This window comes from Amycolatopsis taiwanensis DSM 45107, from assembly GCF_000519205.1.
GTDB classification, from domain to species: Bacteria; Actinomycetota; Actinomycetes; order Mycobacteriales; family Pseudonocardiaceae; genus Amycolatopsis_E; species Amycolatopsis_E taiwanensis.
Genome location: NZ_JAFB01000026.1, coordinates 21162 through 44462 on the forward strand (window position 1 = coordinate 21162; position 23301 = coordinate 44462).

Annotated in this window: 23 protein-coding genes; 8 read left to right on the top strand and 15 right to left on the bottom strand. The window is 67.7% G+C overall.

Going from position 1 to position 23301, the window contains the following annotated elements; translation table 11 throughout:
• The first annotated feature begins 37 nt into the window (after positions 1–37).
• The 4 genes from A3CU_RS0120740 to A3CU_RS0120755 are packed head-to-tail and all read left to right on the top strand — an operon-like array spanning position 38 to position 2876.
• Positions 38–775: a Crp/Fnr family transcriptional regulator gene (locus tag A3CU_RS0120740; RefSeq protein WP_084143482.1), complete on the top strand. Its 738-nt coding sequence runs from the start codon at positions 38–40 to the stop codon at positions 773–775.
• Positions 776–791: 16 nt separating this feature from the next.
• Positions 792–1592, top strand: a complete 801-nt coding sequence (locus tag A3CU_RS45790) for a class I SAM-dependent methyltransferase (protein WP_052371923.1) — start codon at positions 792–794, stop codon at positions 1590–1592.
• A 13-nt stretch (positions 1593–1605) separates the two neighbouring features.
• Positions 1606–2157, top strand: coding sequence for a carboxymuconolactone decarboxylase family protein (locus A3CU_RS0120750; protein WP_027943934.1), 552 nt, complete (start codon positions 1606–1608; stop codon positions 2155–2157).
• Positions 2154–2876 (top strand): CDP-alcohol phosphatidyltransferase family protein, encoded by a 723-nt coding sequence (locus tag A3CU_RS0120755; RefSeq protein ID WP_027943935.1) that lies wholly within the window; start codon positions 2154–2156, stop codon positions 2874–2876. Before A3CU_RS0120750 ends, A3CU_RS0120755 begins: the two co-directional genes overlap by 4 nt.
• 379 nt (positions 2877–3255) lie before the next feature.
• On the opposite strand, the gene A3CU_RS0120760 is transcribed toward A3CU_RS0120755, so the two are convergent.
• From A3CU_RS0120760 to A3CU_RS0120770, 3 genes are all read right to left on the bottom strand, one after another.
• The gene (locus A3CU_RS0120760; RefSeq protein ID WP_027943936.1) at positions 3256–4692 is read right to left on the bottom strand and encodes a dihydrolipoyl dehydrogenase family protein; all 1437 of its coding nucleotides are present in this window, start codon (positions 4690–4692) and stop codon (positions 3256–3258) included.
• 197 nt (positions 4693–4889) lie between these two features.
• Entirely contained in the window at positions 4890–5177 is a 288-nt protein-coding gene (locus A3CU_RS45795; RefSeq protein ID WP_211246472.1) for a hypothetical protein, read from the bottom strand.
• A 201-nt stretch (positions 5178–5378) separates the two neighbouring features.
• Positions 5379–5978, bottom strand: coding sequence for a TetR/AcrR family transcriptional regulator (locus A3CU_RS0120770; RefSeq protein WP_027943937.1), 600 nt, complete (start codon positions 5976–5978; stop codon positions 5379–5381).
• Positions 5979–6055: 77 nt separating this feature from the next.
• On the opposite strand from A3CU_RS0120770, the gene A3CU_RS0120775 reads away from it, so the two are divergent.
• The gene (locus tag A3CU_RS0120775) at positions 6056–7006 is read left to right on the top strand and encodes a beta-ketoacyl-ACP synthase III (RefSeq protein WP_027943938.1); all 951 of its coding nucleotides are present in this window, start codon (positions 6056–6058) and stop codon (positions 7004–7006) included.
• Positions 7007–7027: 21 nt separating this feature from the next.
• Here A3CU_RS0120775 and A3CU_RS0120780 read toward each other — a convergent pair whose 3' ends face one another.
• The 5 genes from A3CU_RS0120780 to A3CU_RS0120800 form a co-directional block, all read right to left on the bottom strand.
• A complete protein-coding gene (locus A3CU_RS0120780) occupies positions 7028–7636 on the bottom strand; it encodes a GTP-binding protein (protein ID WP_052371924.1) in 609 nt (202 codons plus the stop codon).
• The gene (locus A3CU_RS0120785) at positions 7617–8003 is read right to left on the bottom strand and encodes a DUF742 domain-containing protein (RefSeq protein WP_027943940.1); all 387 of its coding nucleotides are present in this window, start codon (positions 8001–8003) and stop codon (positions 7617–7619) included. Before A3CU_RS0120785 ends, A3CU_RS0120780 begins: the two co-directional genes overlap by 20 nt.
• Entirely contained in the window at positions 8000–8440 is a 441-nt protein-coding gene (locus tag A3CU_RS0120790; protein WP_043841966.1) for a roadblock/LC7 domain-containing protein, read from the bottom strand. The genes A3CU_RS0120785 and A3CU_RS0120790 overlap by 4 nt, the downstream gene beginning before the upstream one ends.
• 36 nt (positions 8441–8476) lie before the next feature.
• Positions 8477–10873 carry a sensor histidine kinase gene (locus A3CU_RS0120795; protein WP_084143484.1) on the bottom strand — a complete coding sequence of 799 codons (2397 nt, stop codon included), beginning with the start codon at positions 10871–10873 and terminating at the stop codon, positions 8477–8479.
• An 842-nt stretch (positions 10874–11715) separates the two neighbouring features.
• A complete protein-coding gene (locus A3CU_RS0120800) occupies positions 11716–12906 on the bottom strand; it encodes an acyl-CoA dehydrogenase family protein (RefSeq protein WP_027943943.1) in 1191 nt (396 codons plus the stop codon).
• Positions 12907–13454: 548 nt separating this feature from the next.
• Here A3CU_RS0120800 and A3CU_RS0120805 point away from each other — a divergent pair.
• The gene (locus A3CU_RS0120805) at positions 13455–14669 is read left to right on the top strand and encodes a PucR family transcriptional regulator (protein ID WP_027943944.1); all 1215 of its coding nucleotides are present in this window, start codon (positions 13455–13457) and stop codon (positions 14667–14669) included.
• Positions 14670–14686: 17 nt separating this feature from the next.
• Here A3CU_RS0120805 and A3CU_RS0120810 read toward each other — a convergent pair whose 3' ends face one another.
• From A3CU_RS0120810 to A3CU_RS0120820, 3 genes are read right to left on the bottom strand one after another with little or no spacing between them, the layout of a single operon-like run.
• Positions 14687–15427 (bottom strand): succinate dehydrogenase/fumarate reductase iron-sulfur subunit, encoded by a 741-nt coding sequence (locus A3CU_RS0120810; protein ID WP_027943945.1) that lies wholly within the window; start codon positions 15425–15427, stop codon positions 14687–14689.
• Positions 15424–17370 (bottom strand): fumarate reductase/succinate dehydrogenase flavoprotein subunit, encoded by a 1947-nt coding sequence (locus A3CU_RS0120815; protein WP_027943946.1) that lies wholly within the window; start codon positions 17368–17370, stop codon positions 15424–15426. Before A3CU_RS0120815 ends, A3CU_RS0120810 begins: the two co-directional genes overlap by 4 nt.
• Position 17371: 1 nt before the next feature.
• Positions 17372–18070, bottom strand: a complete 699-nt coding sequence (locus A3CU_RS0120820; RefSeq protein WP_027943947.1) for a succinate dehydrogenase cytochrome b subunit — start codon at positions 18068–18070, stop codon at positions 17372–17374.
• A 121-nt stretch (positions 18071–18191) separates the two neighbouring features.
• Between A3CU_RS0120820 and A3CU_RS0120825 the strand changes: the two genes are divergently transcribed.
• Positions 18192–19136, top strand: a complete 945-nt coding sequence (locus tag A3CU_RS0120825) for a LysR family transcriptional regulator (RefSeq protein ID WP_027943948.1) — start codon at positions 18192–18194, stop codon at positions 19134–19136.
• A gap of 144 nt (positions 19137–19280) precedes the next feature.
• Positions 19281–19499, top strand: a complete 219-nt coding sequence (locus tag A3CU_RS45800; protein WP_052371926.1) for a GNAT family N-acetyltransferase — start codon at positions 19281–19283, stop codon at positions 19497–19499.
• A gap of 45 nt (positions 19500–19544) precedes the next feature.
• Here the strand turns inward: A3CU_RS45800 and map are convergent, their stop codons facing one another.
• The 4 genes from map to A3CU_RS0120850 all read right to left on the bottom strand — a co-directional run bounded on the left by map (position 19545) and on the right by A3CU_RS0120850 (position 23230).
• A complete protein-coding gene (map, locus tag A3CU_RS0120835) occupies positions 19545–20327 on the bottom strand; it encodes a type I methionyl aminopeptidase (RefSeq protein WP_027943949.1) in 783 nt (260 codons plus the stop codon).
• Positions 20328–20447: 120 nt separating this feature from the next.
• Positions 20448–21653, bottom strand: coding sequence for a cytochrome P450 (locus A3CU_RS0120840; RefSeq protein ID WP_027943950.1), 1206 nt, complete (start codon positions 21651–21653; stop codon positions 20448–20450).
• 15 nt (positions 21654–21668) lie between these two features.
• Positions 21669–22904, bottom strand: a complete 1236-nt coding sequence (locus A3CU_RS0120845) for an NAD(P)/FAD-dependent oxidoreductase (protein WP_043841935.1) — start codon at positions 22902–22904, stop codon at positions 21669–21671.
• The gene (locus A3CU_RS0120850) at positions 22904–23230 is read right to left on the bottom strand and encodes a 2Fe-2S iron-sulfur cluster-binding protein (RefSeq protein ID WP_027943952.1); all 327 of its coding nucleotides are present in this window, start codon (positions 23228–23230) and stop codon (positions 22904–22906) included. The genes A3CU_RS0120845 and A3CU_RS0120850 overlap by 1 nt, the downstream gene beginning before the upstream one ends.
• Positions 23231–23301 lie beyond the last annotated feature (71 nt).

Genomic DNA, 23301 nt, shown 5'->3' on the forward strand with positions numbered 1-23301 from the left:
ACGGGCATTGCGGGCGTGGCGCTGCCAGGCTGGACGTATGGCGTTGTCGAAGCTGCCGGCCGCGGCGATGGAGCAGACGATGCGGTTGCTTGGTACCGGCGCCCCGGCCGATTTGGCGATCCGGCACGCCGCGTGGGTCGCCCGCTGTGTCGGCCATGGTGAGGCGGCGCCGCTGGGGCCCGCCGACATGGAGGCGCTCGCCGCGACCCTGCGCGCCCGGACCTACGAGCGCGGTGCGGCCCTCTTCCGCGGCGGCGCCACCGCAGAAGAGGTGTGGATCGTGCAACGCGGTCGCGTCGAACTGTCGGTGGGTGCCGGACGGCGCCGCGCCGTCGTCTACGTGCTGCAGCCCGGTAACGTCGAGGGCGACATCCAGCATCTGCTCGACATGCCGCTTGCCTACACCGCACGGGCGCTGGACGAGGTGACCGCACTGGCACTGGACGCGGCCTCCTTCGAGAAGCTGCTGGCCGACCATCCGTTGATCGCCCGGCGCTGGCTGTCCAGCGTCGCCCAGCGGCTCGCCGCGAGCCAGAGCCGCATCGTCGGGCTGCTCGGCCGGTCGCTGACCGAGCAGGTCGCCCGGCTGCTGCTCGACGAAGCGGTCGACGGCGAAGTCCCGCTGCCGCAGCGCACGCTCGCCGCCATGCTCGGCGTGCAGCGCCCCTCCCTGAACAAGATCCTCAAGGAATTCGAACGAGCCGGCCTGATCGAGGTGCGCTACGCCGCCATCCACGTCCTCGAGGAGGCCAAGCTGCTCGCCATCAGCGGCTAGGGAAGTGGGCGCACGCATGGGCTACCCCGCCGACCGCCGGACCCCGGCGGAAACCACGCCTTGGCCCGGTTATCTGGCGCGCTACCACGACGATCGACCCGGCATCACCGAACGCATCCTGGAGCAGGCCACGGATCGGCGGCGGGCGCGGCCCTACTCGTGGCTGGTGGAACATCTTCGCGGCAGACGTGCGGTGATCCTCGACCTCGCGTGCGGCTCGGCGCCCACCCGGGAAGAACTGCCGGACGAGCGGTGGCTCGGCGTCGATCTCTCCGCCGGGGAGCTGGCGCTCGCCGTGGCCGCCGGTCGTGGCCCGGTCCTGCGAGGCCGCGCCGATCAGCTGCCGATCGGTGAGAACGCCGTCGGCGCGGTGTGCGCGGCGATGTGCCTTCAGGTGCTGACCCCGCTTGATCAGGTGCTGGCCGAGCTGAAACGGGTGCTGCGGCCCGGTGGGGTGCTGGTGGCGCTGGTGCCGTCCGGGATGTGGTTCGGTCGCGGGCTGCTGGGGTGGTGGCGGGTGCTGCGGGCGTTGGGCATCCGGTCGCAGCCGTGGCCCAACCCCGACGCCCGCGACGGGCTGCCGAAAATCCTGCGCGCACACGGATTCGTCGTCGATGCCAGCGAGCGCCGCGTGTTCCGGCGCGAGATCAATGATTCCCGGGCGGCGGCCTTGCTCGTCGACGGGCTGTACCTGCCCGGCATCGCGTCTGACCGGGTCGAAGCCGCGAGCGCCGCGCTGGCCGCTTGGGCGCGGCCGGGCCGTCGATTACCGTTTCCGTTGCGCCGCATCGTCGCTCACCTCCCCGTTGCGGGATGAGAGGAGAACTTGCATGTCGTATTTGCCGTCGCTGCCTGCGGATGCCGCTCTGATCGATGTGTTCCGGTCCTATCCGGACACTTCCGGGCCGTTGCTCGACTATCACGAGGTGCTGTTGCGCGGGCCGTCGCCGCTGAGCGTGGCCGAACGTGAACTCATCGCCGCCTACGTGTCCGGTCTCAATTCCTGCGGCTACTGCCACGGCGTGCATACGGCCACCGCGGCCAGGTTCGGCATTGCGGAGGAAACGTTGACGGCGCTGCTCGCCGATGTCGACACCGCGCCGGTCGACGAGCGGCTCAAGCCGCTGTTGGCCTACGTCGGTAAGCTCACCGGCACCCCGAGCCGGATGACCGACGCGGACGCCGACGCGGTGTTCGCCGCGGGCTGGAACGAGCGTGCCCTGCATGACGCGGTCTCGGTGTGTGCGTTGTTCAACTTCATGAACCGCCTCGTGGAGGGGCTCGGCATCACGGCAAGCTCGGACTACTTCGCCGCCTCGGCGGGGCGGCTTGCCGAAGGCGGGTACACCGGGCTCAAGAAACTCTTCGACCAAGCCCGGTGACGGTCGGACCGGACAGCCGGGCGGCGACGAACGCGCTCCTGGATGGGCTACGGCAGGGACGGTGGCGACCACGGGCCTGGACACGCTTCCTGGCGCAGGCTTCGCGGCGCTCGATCCAGCAAGCCCGGCGCAGGCCTCGCGCCCTGGTCGAAATCACCGTGCTGCACCTGGTCTTTGCCGTCTGCGGGAACCCGAAGCGTCCTTTGTGGATATTCACGAGCTGGGCGCTGGCCGCGACTCACCTCGGCATGCTCGAACACCGGCGATCCATCGGCATCGCCAACGTGATCACCCTGACCCGAGCCAATCTGCCCGCACTCACCGGCAGGCGGGCCACCCCGGTTGCCGCACTCGCCAGCGACCTCGCCGACGGGTGGGTCACCCCTGCCGCCGCACTCGCCAGCGACCTCGCCGATGGATGCCTCGCCCGCCGGCTCGGCACCCGGACCCCGTTCGGAGCCGCCGCGGATTCACTGGCCGATGCGGCCTTCTGGGCCTGGTTCGCGCTCCGGCAGGAACGCGAATCACGCCCAATGCTCATCGCCGCACTGCTGGCCTGGCTGGCTCCTGTCATGGCTGTCACCGCCGTCAGCGTCCGCCGCGGCCGGATGGTCGACGCGCCTCGCCCGGTGATCGTCCGGCCGGCCGCGATGATGCAAGCGGTCCTGACCGTCCGCGCCCTGCTGCGCCGGCGTGCGGCCACCCGCGCCAGCAAGTAGCCCCCGCCCGCACCCCGCGTGTCCCCCACTCCCGTCGCGCGAGTCCCCCGTTCCAGTAGCGCGAGTCCCACACTCCCGTCGCGCGTGTCCCCCACTCCCGTTGCGCGTGTCCCACGTCCAGTAGCGCGAGTCCCACATTCCCGCAGACCAGAACGTGGGACTCAGACGACGGGAAAGTGGGACATGCACGACGGGAAAGTGGGACATGCACGACGCGGAGGTGGGACTCAGACGACGGGAGTGTGGGACTCGCACGACGCGGAGGTGGGACTCGCACGACGCGAAAGTGGGACTCGCAGGACGGGAAGGGGGGACACGCACGACGGGAAGGTGGGACACGCGCCGGTCTTGGGTCGGCGGGGCCGGCTTGCCGGGCGGGTCACCGGGCCCGGCGGAGGCGCAAGAGGGCGCCGGTGAGCCGGCGCGTGACGGGAGCCTGCAGCGCCGCACTCGACTCGGCGACGGCCGCGTTCCAGACGCCATCGGACCAGGCCGGGTAGGGGTGGACCACCGAGGCGAGATCCCGCAGTCGTCCGCCGCGGGCGAGCAGGCCAGTGAGTTCGGCGATCATCTCCCCGGCTCGTGGCGCGACGATCGTCGCGCCGAGCATCCGGCCCTTGGCGTCGAGCACGACGTGGGTGAAGCCGTCGGTGTCGTCCTCGACGATCGCGCGGTCGACGTGCTCGTGCCGCAGCAGCCGGACCCGGACCGCGTCGCCGTGACGGTGGCGTGCCTGGCCTTCGGTGAGACCGACGTGGGCGATCTCAGGATCAGTGAAGGTCACCCAGGGGATTCGCTCGTGGTCGATGCGGCGCACCGGGGCCAGCAGCGCGTTGGTGGCGGCGATGTTGCCGTGCATGCCGGCGACGTGGGCGAACGCGGGTGCGCCGGTGACGTCGCCGGCAGCGTAGATGCGGCGGTTGCTGGTGCGTAGCTTGGCGTCCACGGCCACGTAGCCATGTGCGTCCAGACGCACCCGGGCGGCGTCCAACCCGAGCCCGGTGGTGCGCGGGCTGCGTCCGGTCGCGACGAGGACCCGGTCGACGTCGAGCATGACGTTGCCGTCGCGGCCGAGGAGGTCCAGCCGCACGCCGTCGGCCTGCTGGGCCGCCCTGGTCACCGTGGTGGAGGTCAGCACGCGGATTCCTTCTGCGGACAGCGCCGCGGACAGGGCGATGCTGGCCTGGGGTTCTTCCCTGGGCACCAGCCGGTCGCTGCCTTCGATGAGCGTTACCTGGGCGCCGAGGCGGGCGAACGCCTGCCCCAGCTCGCAACCGATCGGCCCGCCGCCCAGCACGGCCAGCCGCGCGGGCAGTTCGGCCAGATTCCACACGCTGTCGCTGGTCAACGGCTCCACCTCGGCCAGTCCGGGCACCGGCGGGAGCGCCGGGGTGGACCCGGTGGCGATCAGGGCGTGCCGGAACCGCAACGACATCCGACCCTCAACCCGCAATTGGTCCGAACCTATGAACACCGCTGCGCCCGCGATGACCTCGGCACCGGCCTCGGCCAGCGCCGCGGGTGAGTCGACCGGCTCGATCCGCTCGATCGCCCTACGGACGTTGGACATTACGGCCGTAAAGTCCACCTGCGGCTCGACGGGGGCGATGCCGAACCGTCCCGCCGTGCGCATGTTCTGCGCGGCATGGGCGGCGGCGATCAGCGATTTGCTCGGCACGCACCCGGTCCACAGGCAGTCGCCACCGGTGCGCCGGCGCTCCACCAGTACCACCCGCGCGCCGAGGCCGCCCGCGGTCTTGGCGGCGATGATGCCGGCGGTTCCGCCGCCGACAACGGCCAGGTCATACCCTCGCATCAAGCTGTCCCCTCCCTGCCGAGCTCCGCATTCATCACCGGCATCGGCCGCCGCGGAACCTCCCCTCACCGGCATCGTCCACACTGGACGGTTGTCCACACTGGACGGTTGTCCGCTCCCTCGGAAGTGCCTGCTCAGCGAAACGGAGCGGGTCGTGGGTCGGCCTTGCCGGACCGATCGCAGGCCCAACCATTACTTTAGGCCGAGGACCAGGCGAAGGTGCCCAACCAGGTCGTCAGCCCGAACAACGCGGCGTACGTGCCCACGGCAATGCCGACGACGGCGAGAAGACGCCACCGCCGCGTCCCGGCGACGCTGCACTGGTTACGGCGCCGCAGCGACATTCCAACCAACCCGACCAGTACGGCCAATCCACCGAGCCGGAACCACCACGCGTAGCCGTCGTAGCGGTCCGTCGCCCCCGCGAAAGCGGTTCCGGCGCTGACGAGGCCAGCAGCGCCAGCACGGTGGGGCCGACGCAGCACAGGATGCCCACCAGCCCGCCGTCAGGCCGATCCGCCACCTCGGCAGCCGGCCGGTCCTGACTTTGCCCGCCGTCTCACGGCTGGACGTGGTCATGGTGCTCCGTTCGCCGATCCTGCCAACCAACTCAACCCGGCCGTTCCGCGGTTGGCCACGAAACTGTCAGCCGGGCGACACACCTCGACAAGTCTTGCGCAAACCGGTCAGGTGCCGAGGAGTCGGTGCAGCGCGCGGCGAGCGCGGTCCGGGGCGGACCGATCATGGTTCAGCTGCAGGAAGTGGTTGAGGGCGAGCATGACGGCCCAAAGCTCGTAGACCAGTTGGTCGGGGTCCGTGTCCGGCGGCAGGTCGCCGAGGCTGACGGCGCGCCGGATGTGGATACGCAGGTCGCGTTGCCATAGCGCCTCCATTCCGGCTATGGCATCGCGTACCGGACCGCCTCGTCCGTCGAACTCCGCTGCCGCAGCGGTGAAGAAGCAGCCGCCGGGCAGGATGTTCCGCTCCAGATATGACACCCACGCCTCGCACACCGCACGTAGATGAGGCAGGCCGGGGGGCACGTCCCGGACGCGTTGCGGCACCTCTTGGGCGAACATCTCCGCCGCCGCGTCGACGACGGCGAGTTGGATGCTCTCTTTCGTGCCGAAGTGTCCGAGCACGCCGGCCTTGCTCATCTCCATCTCGGTAGCGAGCCGGCCGATGGTCAGACCCTCGAGCCCGTCCACCGAGGCGATCGCCAAACCGCGATCGATGATGCGCTGCCGAGTCTGGCGGGCCTCGACGACGGATTTCCGGGGGCTCATGCTTCCATATTTTAGATTACGACCGATCGGTTGCTATATTCGCCTCGGCACGTATCGCCTGACTGAAGGAGAGACCGTTGTCCGGATCCCGCCTCGTCGCTCTGGGGCACCACCAACCGGCCCGTGTGCTGGCCAACGCCGACCTGGAACGCATGGTGGACACCAGCGATGCGTGGATCCGGCAGCGCACGGGAATCGCGACCCGCCGGATCGCGGGCGAGGACGAGTCGGTCACCGACATGGCCGCCGAAGCGGCGGCCAAGGCGCTTGCCGACTCCGGTGTGGAGCCGGCCGAGATCGGCCTGATCACCGTCGCCACCTGCTCCGCAATCGACCGTTGCCCGTCGATCGCCGCGCAGGTCGCCGCCCGCCTCGGTGTTCCCGCCGCCGTGTGTTTCGACCTGAACAACGGCTGCGCCGGCTTCTGTACCGCCCTCGCCTGCGCCGATCACTCGGTGCGGGCCGGGGCCGCCCGGCATGCGTTGGTCATCGGCGCCGAGAAGATGTCGGATGTCACGGACTGGACCGATCGAAGCACCTGCGTGCTGCTGGCCGACGGTGCCGGCGCCGCGGTGATCAGCGGAACGGACGACCGCGACGCCGCGATCGGCCCGGTCGTGTGGGGAGCCGACCCGGCACGGGGCCATCTGGTGCGGATCGCGGACTCCTGGCAGCCGCGGTTCGCGCAGGAAGGCCAGGCCGTATTCCGGTGGGCCACCGGCGAACTGCCCGCCGTTGCCGAAGAGGCGTGTCACCGCGCGGGAATCGCCACCACCGACCTCGCGGGCATAGTCACGCATCAGGCGAACCTCCGGATCATCGAGTCGCTGACCCGGCGGCTTGCCCTGCGAGACGACGTGGTGATCGCCCGGGACGTCGTCGACTCCGGCAACACCTCCGCCGCGTCCGTGCCGCTCGCACTGTCCAAAATGGTCGAACGTGGCGAGTTGCCTTCCGGGGCGCCGGTGCTGCTGTTCGCCTTCGGCGGCGGCCTGTCCTGGGCCGGCCAAGTCGTTACCTGCCCCTGACTAGAGCCGGGGCGGGAGCGGTCAGCGGGCGGTGTACGCGGCCGTAACCGCCTTGTTCATCAGGTACTCGAGCAGGGTTTGCAGCACCCGCTTGGTCGATTCGCGGTCACGCACGTCGCACAGCTGTATCGGTACCTCCGGGTTGAGGTCCAGCGCCGCGCGTACCTCCTCCGGCTCGTAGATGTCCGCGCCGGCGAAGCAGTTCACCGCGACGATGAAGTCGATGCCGCGCGACTCGAAGAAGTCCACCGCCGGGAAGCAGTCCTCCATCCGCCGGGTGTCGGCGAGCACCACCGCGCCCAGCGCGCCGACCGACAGCTCCTTCCACATGAACCAGAACCGGTCCTGTCCCGGGGTCCCGAAGAGGTAGAGCACGACCTTCGAGTTGATGGTGATCCGCCCGAAGTCCAGTGCCACCGTGGTGGTGGTCTTGTTCTCCACCCCCGTCAGGTTGTCCACCGCCGCGCCGAGTTCGGTGAGCCGTTCTTCGGTGCGCAGCGGCTTGATCTCGCTGACCGAGGAGACCAGGGTGGTCTTGCCGACCCCGAACCCGCCCGCGATCAGGAGCTTGACGGCCTGCACGCCGTTGAGCTCGGGGTCGCCGACCGGATCAGAGTTTCCGTATGCCATCAAGTACCGCCTGCAACAGTTCGAGGTTGGGCCGCCGGCTGTTTTCGGAGGTGGCAGGCGGCGACCGGAAGATGAGATGCCCCGACTCGATCAGGTCGCTGATCAAGACCTTGACCGCGGCCAGCAGAAGGTTCAGCTGGGCCGCGATCTCCGCGACGGACATCGGTCTGCCCTGGCACATCCGCAGGATGTCGCCGTACTCCCGGTCCAGCGTCGCCACGTCCGACGCCGGCCGGACGGCCACCACGAGCGTGATGAGGTCGAGGTTGTGCAGATCCCTCCCGGCGCGGCCACGGGTGACCGCGAACGGCCGGACCAGCGGACCCGGATCGTCGTCCTGGAGCCAGGAGGTGTCGTCGTATTTCACGGCGTCAGTGGGCTCGAAGCCTCACTGTGGTGCACGCGCGGTGAGGCCGACAGGTTTGACCCGACCTGTTGCACGATCACATTCATTTGGTAGGCGACCATGCCCAGGTCGGCGTTGACCCCGGCGAGCAACGCCAGGCAGGCCCCCACTCCCGCCTCGGTCACCACCAGGTAGCCGTGCTCCATTTCGACCACGGTCTGGTGCACCACGCCCTTGTCGAACTGGCTGCCCACACCGCGGGCGAGACTGCGGAAGGCCGACGCCATCGCCGAGAGGTGCTCGGCGCCTTCGCGGTCCAGACCACTCGACCGGCCAAGGGTCAGGCCGTCGGCGGAGAGCACCACTGCCTTCTCGGCCCCGGAAAGCCGCTTGACCAGATCGTCCAGCAGCCAGTCCAGCCCGGCCCCATGGGGTTTGACTACCAAGTCTTCGTTCATCGGCAGACCATCCGTGTTCATCGATCTCATTTGAAGCTACTGCGCATTCTCGCGACTTTTCCGAGCTTGCCAGGTCCCCCGTTGGAACGCGGTCATGGCGGTGCGCGCCTGGTCCGGACTACGCAGCTGGGCGGGCGCGCCGGCCGCGGAGTCCGGTGTGGACGGTGGCTCGGCCTGGAGCTGTGGGGCCAGGTGCTCCTGGCGTCGCCGGCGAGGAAGCGGTTTCCGGCCGGACGAGGCGACGGCCACTCCGGCCCGGCTTGCGGACGGGGAGCGTTCCTCAACGGCCCGCTCGCGCGGAGCGGGCGGGAGACGGTCCGCCGACGGCTCCTCCTGCGGCCACAGCCGCGGGTCGTCGCTGGGTCGCGACATCCCGGGCGTCGGGTCCTGCGCCGGCCCCGGTACGAACAACGGAACCCGGGCATGGCGGCCCGGCCGGGCCGGGGTCGGCTCGGCCGAGGCGTCGTCCGCCGATGGCTCGTCCTTCTGCAGCTCGCCGGTGTCGAGGACCTTGGTCGGGATCAGCACGATGGCCTTGATCCCGCCGTAGGCCGAGTCCACCAGGTTGACCACGATCCCGTGCTTGCGCGCCAGTTGACCGATCACGAACAGGCCCAGGCTGCGCTGGCCGGCCAGCGCCATCTCCTGGAAGTCCGGTGGGTTGATCAGCCGCTCGTTGAGCCGCTCACGCTCTTCGAACGCGATGCCGAGGCCCTGGTCCTCGATCTCCACCGCGACGCCCTTGCCGACCACGTTGCCCCGCACCGCCACCGGCGAGTCCGGCGGGGAGAACGACGTCGCGTTGTCCACCAACTCGGCCAGCAGGTGCACGATGTCGGCGACCGCGGACCCGATCACCTTCGCCTCCGGCAGCCGGACCGCGCTGACCCGCGCGAAGTCCTCGGTCTCGGAGATCGCGCTGCGCACGATCTCCTCCAGGGCGACCGGCTTGCGCCATTTACGGCCCGGCTGACCACCGCCGAGGATCACCAGGTTCTCCGCGTTGCGGCGGGCCGCGGTGGTCAGGTGGTCGAGCTGGAACAGCAACTCCAGGTGCTCCGGGTCGTTCTGCTTGGCCTCGGCGACGTCCAGCAACTCCAGTTGCCGGTGTACCACGATTTGGCTGCGATGCGCGATGTCCAAAAAGACCTTGTTGAAGCCACCGCGCGTCTTGGCCTCCGCGGTGGCCGCCGCGATCGCCGTTCGCTCCGCGGCGTTGAACGCCTCGGCGACCTGTCCGATCTCGTCGCGGCCGCGGTCGATCGGCGTCACCTCGGTGTTGACGTCCACCTGCTCACCCGCATGCAACCGCTCCACCAGCGCGGGAAGTTTCACCTCGGCCAGCTCCAGGGTCTTCGAGCGCAGCCGTCGCAGCCGGCGCACCAGGGCGTTGGCCAGCCGGATCGATACCAGGAAACCGCCGATGGCCGCGACCAGCGCGATCGCGCCGGCCACGATCGATTGCCACAGCGTGGTGTTGGCGGCGTCCGCGGCGAGGTCCGTGCCGTAGTTGAACTGATCGTGCCACATCCGGAGCAGTTCATCCGCCACCTGGCTTTCCGCGTCGCGGAAGCTGGCCACCGTCATCGGCAGCGTGCCGGTCGTGCTCAGCGCGTCCTCCGCGGTGGTGGCCGTTCGCCAGGCGTCGCTGCTGATGAGCCGGTTGTAGATGGCCAACTCGCCGTCCGGGAGGCGGCTGACCTGGTTTTCGAGCTGTTGACGGTAAGAGCCGACGAACCGGGCGAGGGAGACCCGCTCCGCGAGCGTCAGCTGAGGGCGGGTGACCAGCACGGTGGCCACGCTGTTCGCGGAGCTGTGCGCCTCCATCACCCGGAACAGGTCGACGGTGGTGATGTGCTCGCGCGCGGCGCCCGGGTCGTAGGCGGTGCGGGCCGAGTCGGCGATGCCGTTCATCGGGGCCCGGCCGAGTCCGGCGAACTCCGCGTCCACCTCATCGGCGGAGATCTGGGATTTGTCGATGCCATCGCGGACCGCCGGCATCCGGAGGATCAGCGCACCGAACTCGGCGTTGGTCTTGGCCACGCTCTCGGGGTTGAGCTGTCCGGCGGTATCGGCCAGCCCTTTCATCTGGGAGAGCCCGATGTCGGTGTTCTGGCGTACACGCGGCAGATCGGCGCGCGCCTGGCGATCGCCGGCCACCGCACGCAAGCTCACGTCGCGTTCCTGCCGGAGCGTGGACTGCCAGGCGACGATCGGTTCGATCCCACTCTTGAGCAGGTGGGCCCAGTTCCGTGCGGCCAGACCGGAGGAGACCAGTGAACCGGCCACCACGGCGCCGGTGATCAGCAGCAACACACTGGGGATGAGCGCGATGGCCAGCACCCGGGTCCGGATGCTGCGCCCTCCGCCGATGCCTGTCAGATTCTTGAGTCGCGTGCCCGCGCGAGGCTGTGCGGGTGTCGATTCGCGCAAGTTACCGCCCTGTCCTGGCTTGAAACTCTGGTGTCAGCGGAGGCCGGACGTACGCGCCGAAATGGTTTTCCCTTGTCGTGCACGGGTTCTCCTCCCCGCGGCTGTGCGGGCGTGGCGTCCACAGGCACTCGCTCATCGCGGATTTGTTTGCGGGACAAGCAGATCCGAGGTAAAGTGATGGTGTCCGGCCCTCCGGGCTGATCGCTCAACGAAGTCTCGCAACTCTAACCGCGATGTCAAGACCGGCGATCATCGACCCCCGGAAAAATGGTTCGAGTGCCCTCAACTTGGTTTGTGCTTCCTTGACAGACCAATATTACGCACGTCTATCCAACGTATGATCCAGGTATGTCATGAGTCATGACGGGTACGTGCAACGGGTTACCTCACCGATTGGCCGAATCCGCTGTTATGTGTTGCGACCCAGGGATTTCCCGGCGCAGCGATCACGCAGTTGCTCGCCACGAAGGGCGTCAAGGTCGTGCCCGTCAAATGAGAACGATGGCCAGAAGAGGACGGCCTGGATCATCCAGGTACAACGGGGGAAGCGCGGTTTTTCCGCACCGACGTCGCGTCGGCGAACGGCCTCTGAACAATGGTCCAGGAAACCTTCTCTCAGCGCATTGACGTCGGGGCGCCTGCCGCAACTTGGTCGCCCTGGTCCGAAGTGGATCTACGCCCACGAAGCACGTTGGTCCTGTCAAGTTCTCCTTTTTGTTGAGACGAGTACGCGGGTGTTCACTCCCGATTGGCAGGCGCGGAAGCGGCCGACCACGTGGAAGGATTCATCCGGTTCCCCGTTCACGTACGTATTTTCGTTTGCAGAGCCTGAAGTCCGCCGGTCAGAGGAGATCGGTGATCGGTGGGAGCCCGACGAGTGCGCCCCCGTGGACCTCGTAGTTGACGTTGGTGGCGAAGGTCGCGTGCCTGCTGCCGGTGTTGGCATCCCGCCACATCCGCTGGAGCGGGTTCACCTCCGCGAAGGCCGACGATCCGTGCAGGTTCATCAACTGGTTGAAGGCGAGGCAGATCTCGTTCATCGCGTGTCCGACGTCCCCACGGACCTTCCGGCGTTCGTCCAGGGTCAGTTCGCGTGCCTCGGCCGCCGCCGCATCGATCATGCGAGTGGTCCGCGCGAGATGCAGTTCGGCACTGTCGATTTGCATCGCCGCTTCGCCGATTCCCTTGACGAAGACCTGCGACTCGATCTGGGTGGGGTAAGAGGTGTAGCTGATGGCCCGCTTGGGCGCCTTCGCGGTCACGAAGGCCAGGGCGACCTGAGCGACACCGACCATCGGCGCTGCCAGGCTGCTGACGAGCCCCGCCACTGGGGACGTGCGCAACATCTGAGGTGCGCTGGGATCCGTCTGCTTCGGCGACGCGAGGATGTTCTGCGGAGCGAGCATCCGGTGGTGGGGCACGAAGACGTCCTCCGCCACCATCGTGTTACTCCCGGTGCCGCGCATGCCGACCGTGTACCAGGTGTCCTCGATCGAGAGGTCTTCCGTCGGCATCAGTGCGAATCCGGCTCCTACCGGGGTGCCGCCGTCGTCCACGATCGGAGTCACCCCCATGCCCCACTTGGCATGCAGGATCCCGGACGCCCACGGCCAGCGACCAGAGACGCGGTACCCGCCGGCAACCCGCCTGGCCACGCCGCTGGGAGCGAAGATCGACGCCATGCCGGCGTCGGGGTCCGTCGCGAAAACCTCCTGGCGTGCCTCTTCGGAGAAGTGCGCGGCGAGCATCTTGGTGCCGTTGTAGATAACCGTGATCCAGGCCGAGGAGGCACAGGAACGAGCCAGGACCTTGGCCACTTCGGACAAGGTGCTGACGTCGACGCCGTAACCGCCGAACTCGACGGGTGTCATGAGCCGGAACATGCCCGCCTCGGTGAGCGCACGGATCGCTTCGCCGGTCAGCCTGCGCTGCGCGTCGACCTCGTTGGCCTGCGCCGCCAGGACTTCGGCGACGCTCGCCGCTCGCGCGACAACGTCCGCTGTGCCGGGCGCCAGCTGTCCGGTGCTCGTCATAAAAGTCCTCCATGTGGTTGGGTTTCGGCCGGCCATGTGCAAGGAAGCCGGACCTGCCGTGCGGCCGGCCAAAGAACGCAGGCGAGTAGATCCGCACGGTGCGATGTGGTCGAGGTCCAGGTCGGTTTCAAGTGGCCGGGTGCGCGACATCGCGCACTGGACCAGTCTCGGTCCGAACCAATCCGCAGCTTGAAGTCGCTGAAGTCATGACACCGTGCCGATGAGACCGTCGTGTCCATTTGAGACAGTGGGGTCCATCCCACCGGTGATCATTCCGGTCCTCCCGATCGTGGCCTACCGGCGAGCCCCACGGGAGATGGCGAAGCCGTCCGGCACCGTACCGTCAGGTAGGTGGTGCACGACCCCGGCCCCGCGATCAAACTCCCGGTGCTCGCTGGATATACCGTACGGGTCAGCGGCTTGGCGCACTCTGGTGTGCAACACAGACTCCGCGCGTGATCTTGGGCTCTGGCACAAAAGAGGTACACACCATGTCTGGTTCGTGGCTGACTAAGCTCTCCCCAGCGCATACGTCCGTCGATGTCGCTGTGACCATCGGCACCGACGCCGAGTCCGTCGTTTCACGCCTTGGCGAAGACGCCCTCCGGTGGGCGGATTTCGTGGGTTGCGAGGCTGCCGCGAGGGTCATCGACACCGTGCCCGACCTCGGGAGCAATGCGGCGCATCTTCGGCTGATCCGCCGCGCGATCGTGTCCACCGTCCTGCGGGGCCTGCTGCTTTTCGAGGAAGCGCAGATCGAGCTCATCACCGAAGAGGCCCGTGAGGCGGTTCGCGATTTCGCGCGCCGCGGTCTGCAGTTCACCGGGGTCTTCCGCGCCATCCGGGTGGGGCAGGCGTGCATCATCGAGCACTTCGTCCAAGCTGTCGCGGCTGCGGATCTTCCCCACACGGCAACCGAGATGCAACGGGTGCTTCACGTCCTGCTCCGCGCATTCGACTCGTTCGCCGGTGCCATCGAGGCCGAGTTCTGGAACGAGTACGAGAACGGGCTGGCCGCCACCGCCGCGGCACGTATTCAGACGATCAAGAAAGTCCTCTCCGGAGCCGTCGAAGGCCATGCGGCGAGCGAAGAACTCGGCTATCCGCTTGACCAGAGCCAGCTCGCCATCGTCGCCTGGAGCAGCGGGGAGCCCGGAGCCGCTACCGATGCGACAGTTCGGCGGGCCGTATCGGAACTGCTCGCTGCGCTGGGAGCACATCGCACCCTGCTCGTGCCAGTCGGCGCCGGCGCGGTTTGGGCCTGGGGCACGGTAACGGCCGCAGGCCGGCTCAAGACAGCGTCGGTGCCGGCGATCCCCCCGGACGTGGACATCGCCGTCGGCGAGCCCGCGGAGGGCACGGCCGGGTTCCGCGCGTCACACGCGGAAGCCCGCGCCGTCGAACGTCTGTTGCGGCTCGCCGCACGTCCGAACGGCAGCGGCGTGACGTTCCATCACGACACCGCCCTGGCGATTCTCATGGCAGCCGACCTCGACTCCGCACGGGTCTTCCTCCGGCGAACTCTCGGTGAGCTGCTGGAGGAGGACCCCCGTACGCAGGAGATCCGCGCGACGACCCGGTGCTACCTGGACGAGGGACGAAGCCTCGCCAGGACGGCCAAGCGGCTGCAGATCGCCCGGAACACCGTCACCTACCGGGTGCACCGAGCCGAGGAGCTGTCGGGGACCTCGCTCAGTACGCACCACCTGCTCGTGCACGCGGCTCTCGTGCTGAACGACTACATCGACACCTCAGCTGAGTAGCGGGGTGCGGATCGATGTCAGTGCGTACGCAGTGCGCGTAGGTACTCGCGATTCATGTTGGCGATGCTGAAGAACGGGATCTCCTTCGGACAGGCTGCCACGCATTCGCCGGTGTTGGTGCAGCCGCCGAAGTCCTCGGCGTCCATGGCAGCGACCATGCCAAGTACCCTCGACTCGCGCTCGGGCTGCCCCTGCGGTAGCAGATTCAGATGCGTGACTTTCGCCGCGGTGAACAGCATCGCCGAGCCATTGGGGCAGGCCGCCACGCAGGCGCCGCAGCCGATGCAGGTCGCGTTTTCGAAGGCGGCGTCGGCATCCGGCTTTGGCACGGGCGTCGAGTGTGCGTCGGGAGCCGCACCGGTGGGCGCGGTTATGTAGCCGCCGGCCTGGATGACGCGGTCGAATGCGGAGCGGTCGACCACCAGGTCCTTGATCACCGGGAACGCCTTGGCACGCCAGGGTTCCACGTCGATCACGTCACCGTCGTGGAAGGTGCGCATGTGCAGTTGACAGGTGGTCGTCTGCTCGGGGCCATGGGCACGTCCGTTGATGACCACACCGCACATTCCGCAGATCCCCTCACGGCAGTCATGGTCGAACGCAACCGGTTCTTCACCGGCGAGGATCAGCGACTCGTTGAGGACGTCGAGCATCTCCAGAAACGACATTTCCGGGGTGATGCCCTCGACCGGATACTCGACCATCTTCCCCGGCGCAGCGGGATTCGCCTGGCGCCAGATACGCAGGGTCAGTTTCATGCATAGCTCCGCTGGGTTTGGTGAACGTGATCGAACTGGAGGGCTTCCTTGTGCAGGATGGGGGTGTTCGAGATTCCGCCGTCGCCGTTGTACTGCCAAGCCGAGACATGGCTGAAGTGTTCGTCGTCGCGCTGCGCCTCACCGTTCGGCGTCTGGTGCTCCTCACGGAAGTGGCCACCGCACGATTCTTCGCGCACGAGCGCGTCGAGGACCATGAGTTCGGCGAACTCGAAGAAATCCGCCACCCGGTTCGCCTTTTCGAGTTCCTTGTTCAGCTCATCGCCGGAACCAGGCACCCTGACCGAACGCCAGAACTCGTCGCGCAGCTGGGGAATCCGCTCCAGCGCCTTGCGGAGACCGCTTTCGTTGCGGGTCATGCCGCAGTGGTCCCAGAGCAGCATGCCCAGTTCGCGGTGGAACGAGTCGACGGTGCGGTCGCCGTTGATCGACAGCAGCCGCTGGATACGTTCCTGCGCTTCGCTCCGTACCTTCGTCACTTCGGGACTCGCCGCGTCGACGACGTCGAGTTCGGCGCCGGCGAGGTAATGATTCAGCGTGGTCGGCAACACGAAATATCCGTCGGCCAGACCTTGCATCAACGCCGAGGCACCAAGACGGTTGGCGCCGTGGTCGCTGAAGTTCGCCTCGCCGATCACGAACAGCCCCGGGATCGTGCTCTGCAGGTCGTAGTCCACCCAGAGCCCACCCATCGTGTAGTGGACGGCGGGGTAGATCCGCATGGGTACCTGGTACGGGTCCTCCGCGGTGATCCGCGCGTACATGTCGAAGAGGTTGCCGTACTTGGCCTCGACCGCGGGGCGTCCCATGCGTGCGATGGCGTCGGCGAAGTCGAGGTAGACACCGAGACCACCCGGGCCGACACCGCGTCCGGCGTCGCACTGGTTCTTCGCCGCCCGCGAGGCGATGTCGCGGGGCACCAGGTTGCCGAACGACGGGTAGCTCCGCTCGAGGTAATAGTCGCGCTCGTCCTCGGGGATCTGGTTCGGCGGGCGGGTGTCGCCGGCCCGTTCGGGCACCCAGATTCGCCCGTCGTTGCGCAGCGACTCGGACATCAGGGTGAGCTTCGACTGGTGCTCACCCGACCGGGGAATACAAGTCGGGTGGATCTGTGTGTAACAGGGGTTGGCGAGATACGCACCACGCTTGTGCGCGCGCCAGATCGCCGAGGCGTTGCTGCCCTTGGCGTTGGTCGAAAGGTAGAAGACGTTTCCATAGCCGCCGGTAGCCAGAACCACCGCGTCCGCGAGATGGGTTTCGATTTTGCCGGTGATCAGATCGCGGGCGACGATGCCGCGGGCCCGCCCGTCGATGACGATCAGATCGAGCATCTCGGTGCGTGGGTGAATCTCGACGTTCCCGGCGTCGATCTGGCGCGACAGTGCCTGGTAGGCACCCATGAGCAGTTGCTGTCCCGTTTGGCCGCGGGCGTAGAAGGTGCGCTGAACCTGCACGCCGCCGAACGAACGGGTGTCGAGCAGGCCGCCGTACTCGCGGGCGAACGGCACACCCTGCGCGACACACTGGTCGATTATCTGCACCGACACCTGCGCCAATCGGTAGACATTCGACTCACGCGAGCGGAAATCCCCACCCTTTACCGTGTCATAGAACAGGCGGTACACCGAGTCGCCGTCATTGCGATAATTCTTCGCGGCGTTGATACCGCCCTGCGCCGCGACCGAATGGGCACGACGTGGTGAGTCCTGGAAGCAGAACTGAATGACGTGGTATCCCTGTTCGGCCAGGGTGGCACCCGCCGATCCGCCGGCGAGACCCGTGCCCACCACGATGATCCGGTGCTTACGGCGGTTCGCGGGATTGACCAGCTTGGCGTTGAATTTGCGCTCGTCCCATCGGTGCTCGATGGGACCGGCGGGGGCGGCCGTATCGGCGATCGGGTCGCCCAGCAGGTAATCGATCAAGTCAGTTCACCAATCCGATCATGACGCCGACGGGAACGAGCACGAACCCCACGGTGATGGCGACCGCCAGCGTCGAGCCGATCGCCTTGATGGCTTTGTCGCGGGCGGGGCGGTTGATGCCCAGGGTCTGCGAAGCGCTCCAGAAGCCGTGATTGATGTGGATGCCGAGCAGCACCACCGCCACGATGTAGATCAGGTTGAGCCACCAGACCTGGAAGTTCTGGACAACGTTGCGGTAGGGGCTGTTCGGATCGAAACCCGGGTGCACCACGCCCACCGTCAGGTCGAGCAGATGCCAGACGATGAAGAGCGCCAGAATGGTTCCGCCATAGCGCATGGTCCGGGTGGCAAAAGTCGCTTTAGGACGTTGCCCGTGCGCATAGCCGACCGGCCGGGCCCGCCGGTCGCGTAAGGACAACTGCGCAGCGGCCGCGATGTGCAACGCCACCGCAATCAGCAATACCGTTCGCTGGATCCACAGATACCAGGAGTCGTGGAGGACGGGCTCGCCGATGGTCCGCAGCCAGGCCCCATAACGGTCGAAATCGGCGGAGCCGAAGAATATCTTCAGGTTGCCGAGCATGTGCGCGATCAGGAAAAGCACCATGATCAGGCCGGTGACCGCCATGGCGGTCTTCTTTCCGATCGTGGTGCTCCACAACGAGCGCACGGCCCGGGTACGCAGCACGGTGCTGGTCATGCTATTTCCTCTGATTGCCGCGAGTTGACACAAGTGCCATGCCCGCACGCTAGATCGTCAGACAGCATTGGTCAAAGCTAAGGAACCTCTTATCACGATAGGCTTTGGCTATCATCCCTCCATGCAGTTCCACCAGTTGCAATCCTTCGTGGCGCTATGTGACACGCGGCACTTCACGCGGGCAGCGGCTCAGGTGGGCGTTGCCCAGCCGTCGCTGTCCCAGCAGATTCGCGCGCTCGAACAGAGCGTCGGTGCCCGCCTGTTCCATCGGGCCCGCGGCAACATCGCACTCACCGATGCCGGCGAGACATTGCTACCCATCGCCCGGCGCATCCTGGCCGACGCCGACACGGCCCGGCAGGAGATCCGCGCGCTGGACGAGTTGCACGCCGGCCGGGTGCGCCTGGGAGCGCCTCCGTCCCTGTGCACCGGACTACTGCCGCCGATCCTGGTGGCGTTCCGGCGCCGGCATCCGGTCATCCAGCTCATCATCCACGAGGGAGGTTCGCGCGACTTGCAGACCGAACTGTCCGAGGGCGCCCTCGACCTGGCACTGGTGATCGACTCGCGCCGCACCAACGACCCGGTGCTGGAAACCACGCCACTCTTCGTCGAAGAACTGGTCGTGGTGTCGCCGCTCGGCGCGCCACGACCGGTGCGCCGAGCCCAGATCGGCATCCGGGAACTTCAAGGACGACCGCTGGTGATGTTCCGGCCGGGCTACGACCTCCGTGAGTCGACCATCGCCGCCTGCCGCGCCGCGGGTTTCGAGCCCACCCTCGCCATCGAGGGCGGCGAGATGGACGCCGTGCTCGAATTCGTCAATGCCGGCATGGGCTTGGCGGTGGTGCCGGCGACCGTGGTCCGAGACCGGTTCCGTCGAACGCCGATCGCCGCCCCTGGCCTGACCCGCACCGTGTACCTGGCGCACCGGCGCGGCATGGCGCCGCCACGAGCAGCACGCGCCCTGCAGGAGGAGATCATTCGTTCTCTCGGCGAGGCCTCCGCGGCCGGACAGTTGCCGCCCGGAGTTCGCATGTCGGTGGTCAGTGCAGAAACCCCATAGACGGCCGTTTACCGCTCCACCACCTTGGCCGGTCGGCCCGTGCCGACCTGCTAGAGCCGTGGCTGACTCGCCCGAGCGCGGAGTAAATCGGTTTGCCGAGTTCGGGCCATGGCTTCAAGATCGCGGCGTGGTGACCACATATGAATGGCGGGGCAAGTTCGACCTTTCATCCTCGACACCATGGTGGCCGGACGGGCGCGGCACCGCGGTATCGGCACCGGGTTGATCGCGACCGCTGTGCACCATGCCCGTGCCGCCGGCTGTGATTGGCTACACGTCGACTTCGAGGATCACCTGAGCGGGTTCTACTTCCAGTCCTGCGGGTTCTCCCCGACCAACACCGGACTCATCGCCCTTTCGTGACGGGCCTTCAGCACCCCAGCGGTGAAACACGGAGCGCTGAAGACTTCAGGGCTGCGCCTGCTTCGGCAAGGTGAGGATTTCGGCTCCGTCGTCGGTGATAGCGATCGTGTGCTCACTGTGTGCCGTCCGGCAGCCTGTCGCACTTCGGAGCGTCCATCCGTCGGCATCGGTGACGAGTTCGGCGGTGTCCGCCATGACCCACGGCTCCAGTGCCAGCAGCAGCCCCGGACGCAGCTTGTAGCCGCGGCCAGGCCGTCCGGTGTTCGAGACGTGCGGGTCCTGGTGCATCGTCGATCCGATGCCATGACCTCCGAACTCGGTGTTGATCGGGTATCCTGCCTCGCTGAGGACCGTGCCGATGGCATAGGAGATGTCGCCGATGCGAGCCCCGGGCCCGGCAGCGGCGATCCCCGCGGCCAGCGCGCGTTCGGTTGCACTGATCATCGCGACGCTCTCCGGGGGCTTCGCGTCGCCCACGATGAAACTGATGGCAGCGTCCGCGGCGACTCCGCCTTTGGAGACGGCGAGGTCGAGTGTCAGCAGATCGCCGTCGGCAAGCGTGTAGTCGTATGGCCGTCCGTGGAGCACTGCGTCGTTGACAGCCGTGCAGATGTAGTGGCCGAACGGGCCGCGTCCGAAGGATGGCGCGTAGTCGACGTAACAGGACAGGGCTCCCGCCTCGACGATCATGGTCTCGGCCCACCGGTCGATGTCCAGCAGGTTCGTGCCGATCGTGCTACGGCTCTTCAGCGTCTGCAGGATGTCAGCGACCAGGGCGCCGGTATCCTTTGCTCGAGCCAGCAGGGTCGGGTTCAGGATCTCGATCATGCGGTGTCCTTCTCACACAGCCAATAACTATACCGGTCTTACTATACCGGTACTCGTGAAGCTCGATCCCGCGGCCGCGTTGGAGGAGTCGACAAGAGAGCAAGCCCCCGGCCAGTACGGTTAGGACGCCGCCCATGTCACGGGCAGGGTGGTGAGACCGCGAAACACCCAGCCGTACCACTGTTCCTCGCGGTTCGGATCGGTGCACAGGCCCGGAAGCCGGTCGTAAAGCAGGGGCACGGCGACCTCGCCGATGGAGATGCGGGCGGCCCAGTGGCCGGCGCACAGGTGCACGCCGCTGCCGAAACCGAGGTGCGGTTGTTTGGGCCTGGCGATGTCGAAGTCGTGTGGGCGTTCGAACACGGCGGGGTCGCGGTTGCCCGCGCCGACCACCACGCCCAAGGTTGCCCCGGCGGGAAGTTCGACGCCCTGCAGCACGGTGGCCCTGGTGGTCTCCCGGGGGTACATGCCGATCGGAGAGAGCCAGCGGACGGCCTCGTCGAAGACAGCACTCCACGTCGACGGGTTGGCCAGGACGCGCTCGCACTGCTCGGGGTGGCGGCTCAGCGCCCAGACGATGTTGGTGATCATGTGCTGGGGTTCGTTCATGCCACCGGAAATGGTGAGCTTGACGTTCGCACGGACGGCGGCATCGGACAAACCGCCATTGGACCACGCGGAGGTCATCGAGCCGTCCGGATTCCTGCGGTAGTACGGAACAAGCTCGTCGAGCAGGCCGTTGACCTCGTGCTGGGCGGCGTCGCACCGCGCCCAGATTTCGGGGTCGTCGTGGAGGTTTCCGATACCGGCGATGAACGCGTGCGACCACCGTCGCATGTCCTCGGGGCTTGCTCCGCGCAGGCCGAGCATATCGACCAGGTTGTGCGCGGCCAGTGGAGCGGCGTAGTCGCGGTTGAGGTCGGCGTCGCCGGGGCCACGCTCGATGAGCGCATCGAGGTAGGTCTCCGCGTTGCACCGGAACAAGGGAACCCACGCCTCTCGGATCCTTTTCGGACGCATGGCCGGGTTGACCGGCGCCCGCTCGGTGGCGTGCTCGGGGTCGTCCTTGCGCAGCATCGGTTGGGCGCCGAGCGCCCGCGCCATGGTCGCACCGCTGCCCGTCACACTGGCCGAGTAGGTCTCCTGGTCGGCTTCGATGGCCCGGCAGGCTTCAAAGGTGGTCGCGAGATAGCGGTTGAGCGCCGGGACCCACACCACCGGGCCCAGTTCGCGCAGCCGGTCGTAGGTCTCATGCGGGTCGCGAAGCATCGCAGCGGGGTCGACCCAGTCCGCGGTGGCCGCCGGGGAGGGTGAGGTCGTTGTCATCGGGAACTCCTGGTGTCAGCGCGGTGAGGTGAGTCGCTTGGCGTGGTCTTTGAGGCTGAACGCGGGATCGGCGACCTGCTCCGGCGTCGGGCACGCGCCCGCGGCGAGCAGGCGTCGGGCAGCCAGGTAGTCGGCGGGACGGTTCACTGATTCGACGGCGACCAGGCGGCCGTCGCGGAAGCAGCAGACCGAAAACCGTCCACTGTGGACATCACCGGAGATCACGGTATCGTCCCCGAGCCGCGTGAGGCCGGCGATCTGTAGCCGCAGCGGGCCCTGGTGGCTCCAGAACCAGGGCACCTCCGTGTAGGCCGACTCCGTACCGAGGATCATGTCCGCGACGTGCCGGCCCCCCTCGGTGGCGTTCTGCACGGACTCCAGGCGAACTCGGGTACCCGCCGAGGCATTCGGGAAGGCCGCGCAGTCGCCGATCGCGTAGACGGCGTGGTCGGCCGTCCGCAGGTGCTCGTCGACGACGATCCCGTTGTCCACCTCCAGCCCGGCCGCCCGGGCCAGTTCGTCGCGTGGCTGGATGCCCACGCCGACCAGCACCAGGTCGGCGGGATACTCGCGGCCGCTGGTGCCCACCGCGGCGGCCACGGAGCCGCGGTGCTCGACGAGCGCCCCCAAGCCCTCGCCCAGCCGCAGGTCGGTGCCCATGCGCCGGTGCGCACCGGCGAAGAAGTCCCCCGTCTCCGGCGAGACCGCACGGCCCATCGGCCGTTCGGCGGCCTCGATGACGGTGACGTCGACGCCGCGTTTGCGGGCCGCGGCCGCGAACTCCAACCCGATGAAGCCCGCGCCGACCACGACGACCGAGCGGGCGGTGCCCAGCGCCGCCCGGAGCTTTCCCGCATCGGAGAGAGTCCGAAGCTCGTGCACACCCGCGAGGTCGATGCCGGGGACGGCGAGGGTTCGAGTGGTGGCACCGGTGGCCAGCACCAGGGCCGTGTAGGGCAGTTCCTCGCCGCCATCGAGCACCACGACCTGCCGCGCACGATCGAGCGCGGTCACGGTCGCGTCGGTGCGGAGGTTGATCCGGTTCTCCACGAAGAACCGCTGTGCCCGCAGCGGCAGGGGTTGCGGATCTGATGTCTCGGCAAGGAAGTCCTTCGACAGCGGCGGCCGTTGGTAAGGCAGCGCACTCTCCTCGCCGATCACGGTGACAGCACCAGGAAAGCCCTTGTGGCGCAACGAATCGGCGACCTGTACCCCGCCGTGGCCTGCTCCGACGATGACGACCTGGTCCATCAGACCTGCCCGGCCGGCACGTCGACCTCGATCTCGTCGAGGTCCCCGCCAAGTGCGATCTGGCAGCCGAGGCGGCTGCGGCGGTCGTCGCGGGGTGCGACGGTGCAGTCGAGCATCTCGTCCTCGTCCTCGCTCATCCCGGGGAGCGCGTCAAGATGGGGCTCGCGGACGTAGACGTGGCAGGTGGCACACATCGCCTGCCCGCCGCACTCGCCGATGATGCCGCGTACTCCATTGTGGACGGCGGCCCGCATCAGGCTGGTGCCGGGCTCGGCCTCGACGACTTCGGCGAGTCCGCCGTCGTGGTGGAATGTCACCTTTGACATTGCGAGTACCTCCTTCATGAACAGCCTCAGCGACGCCAGAGCTTCTGTAAAGCCTGAGTTGCGGGATACGA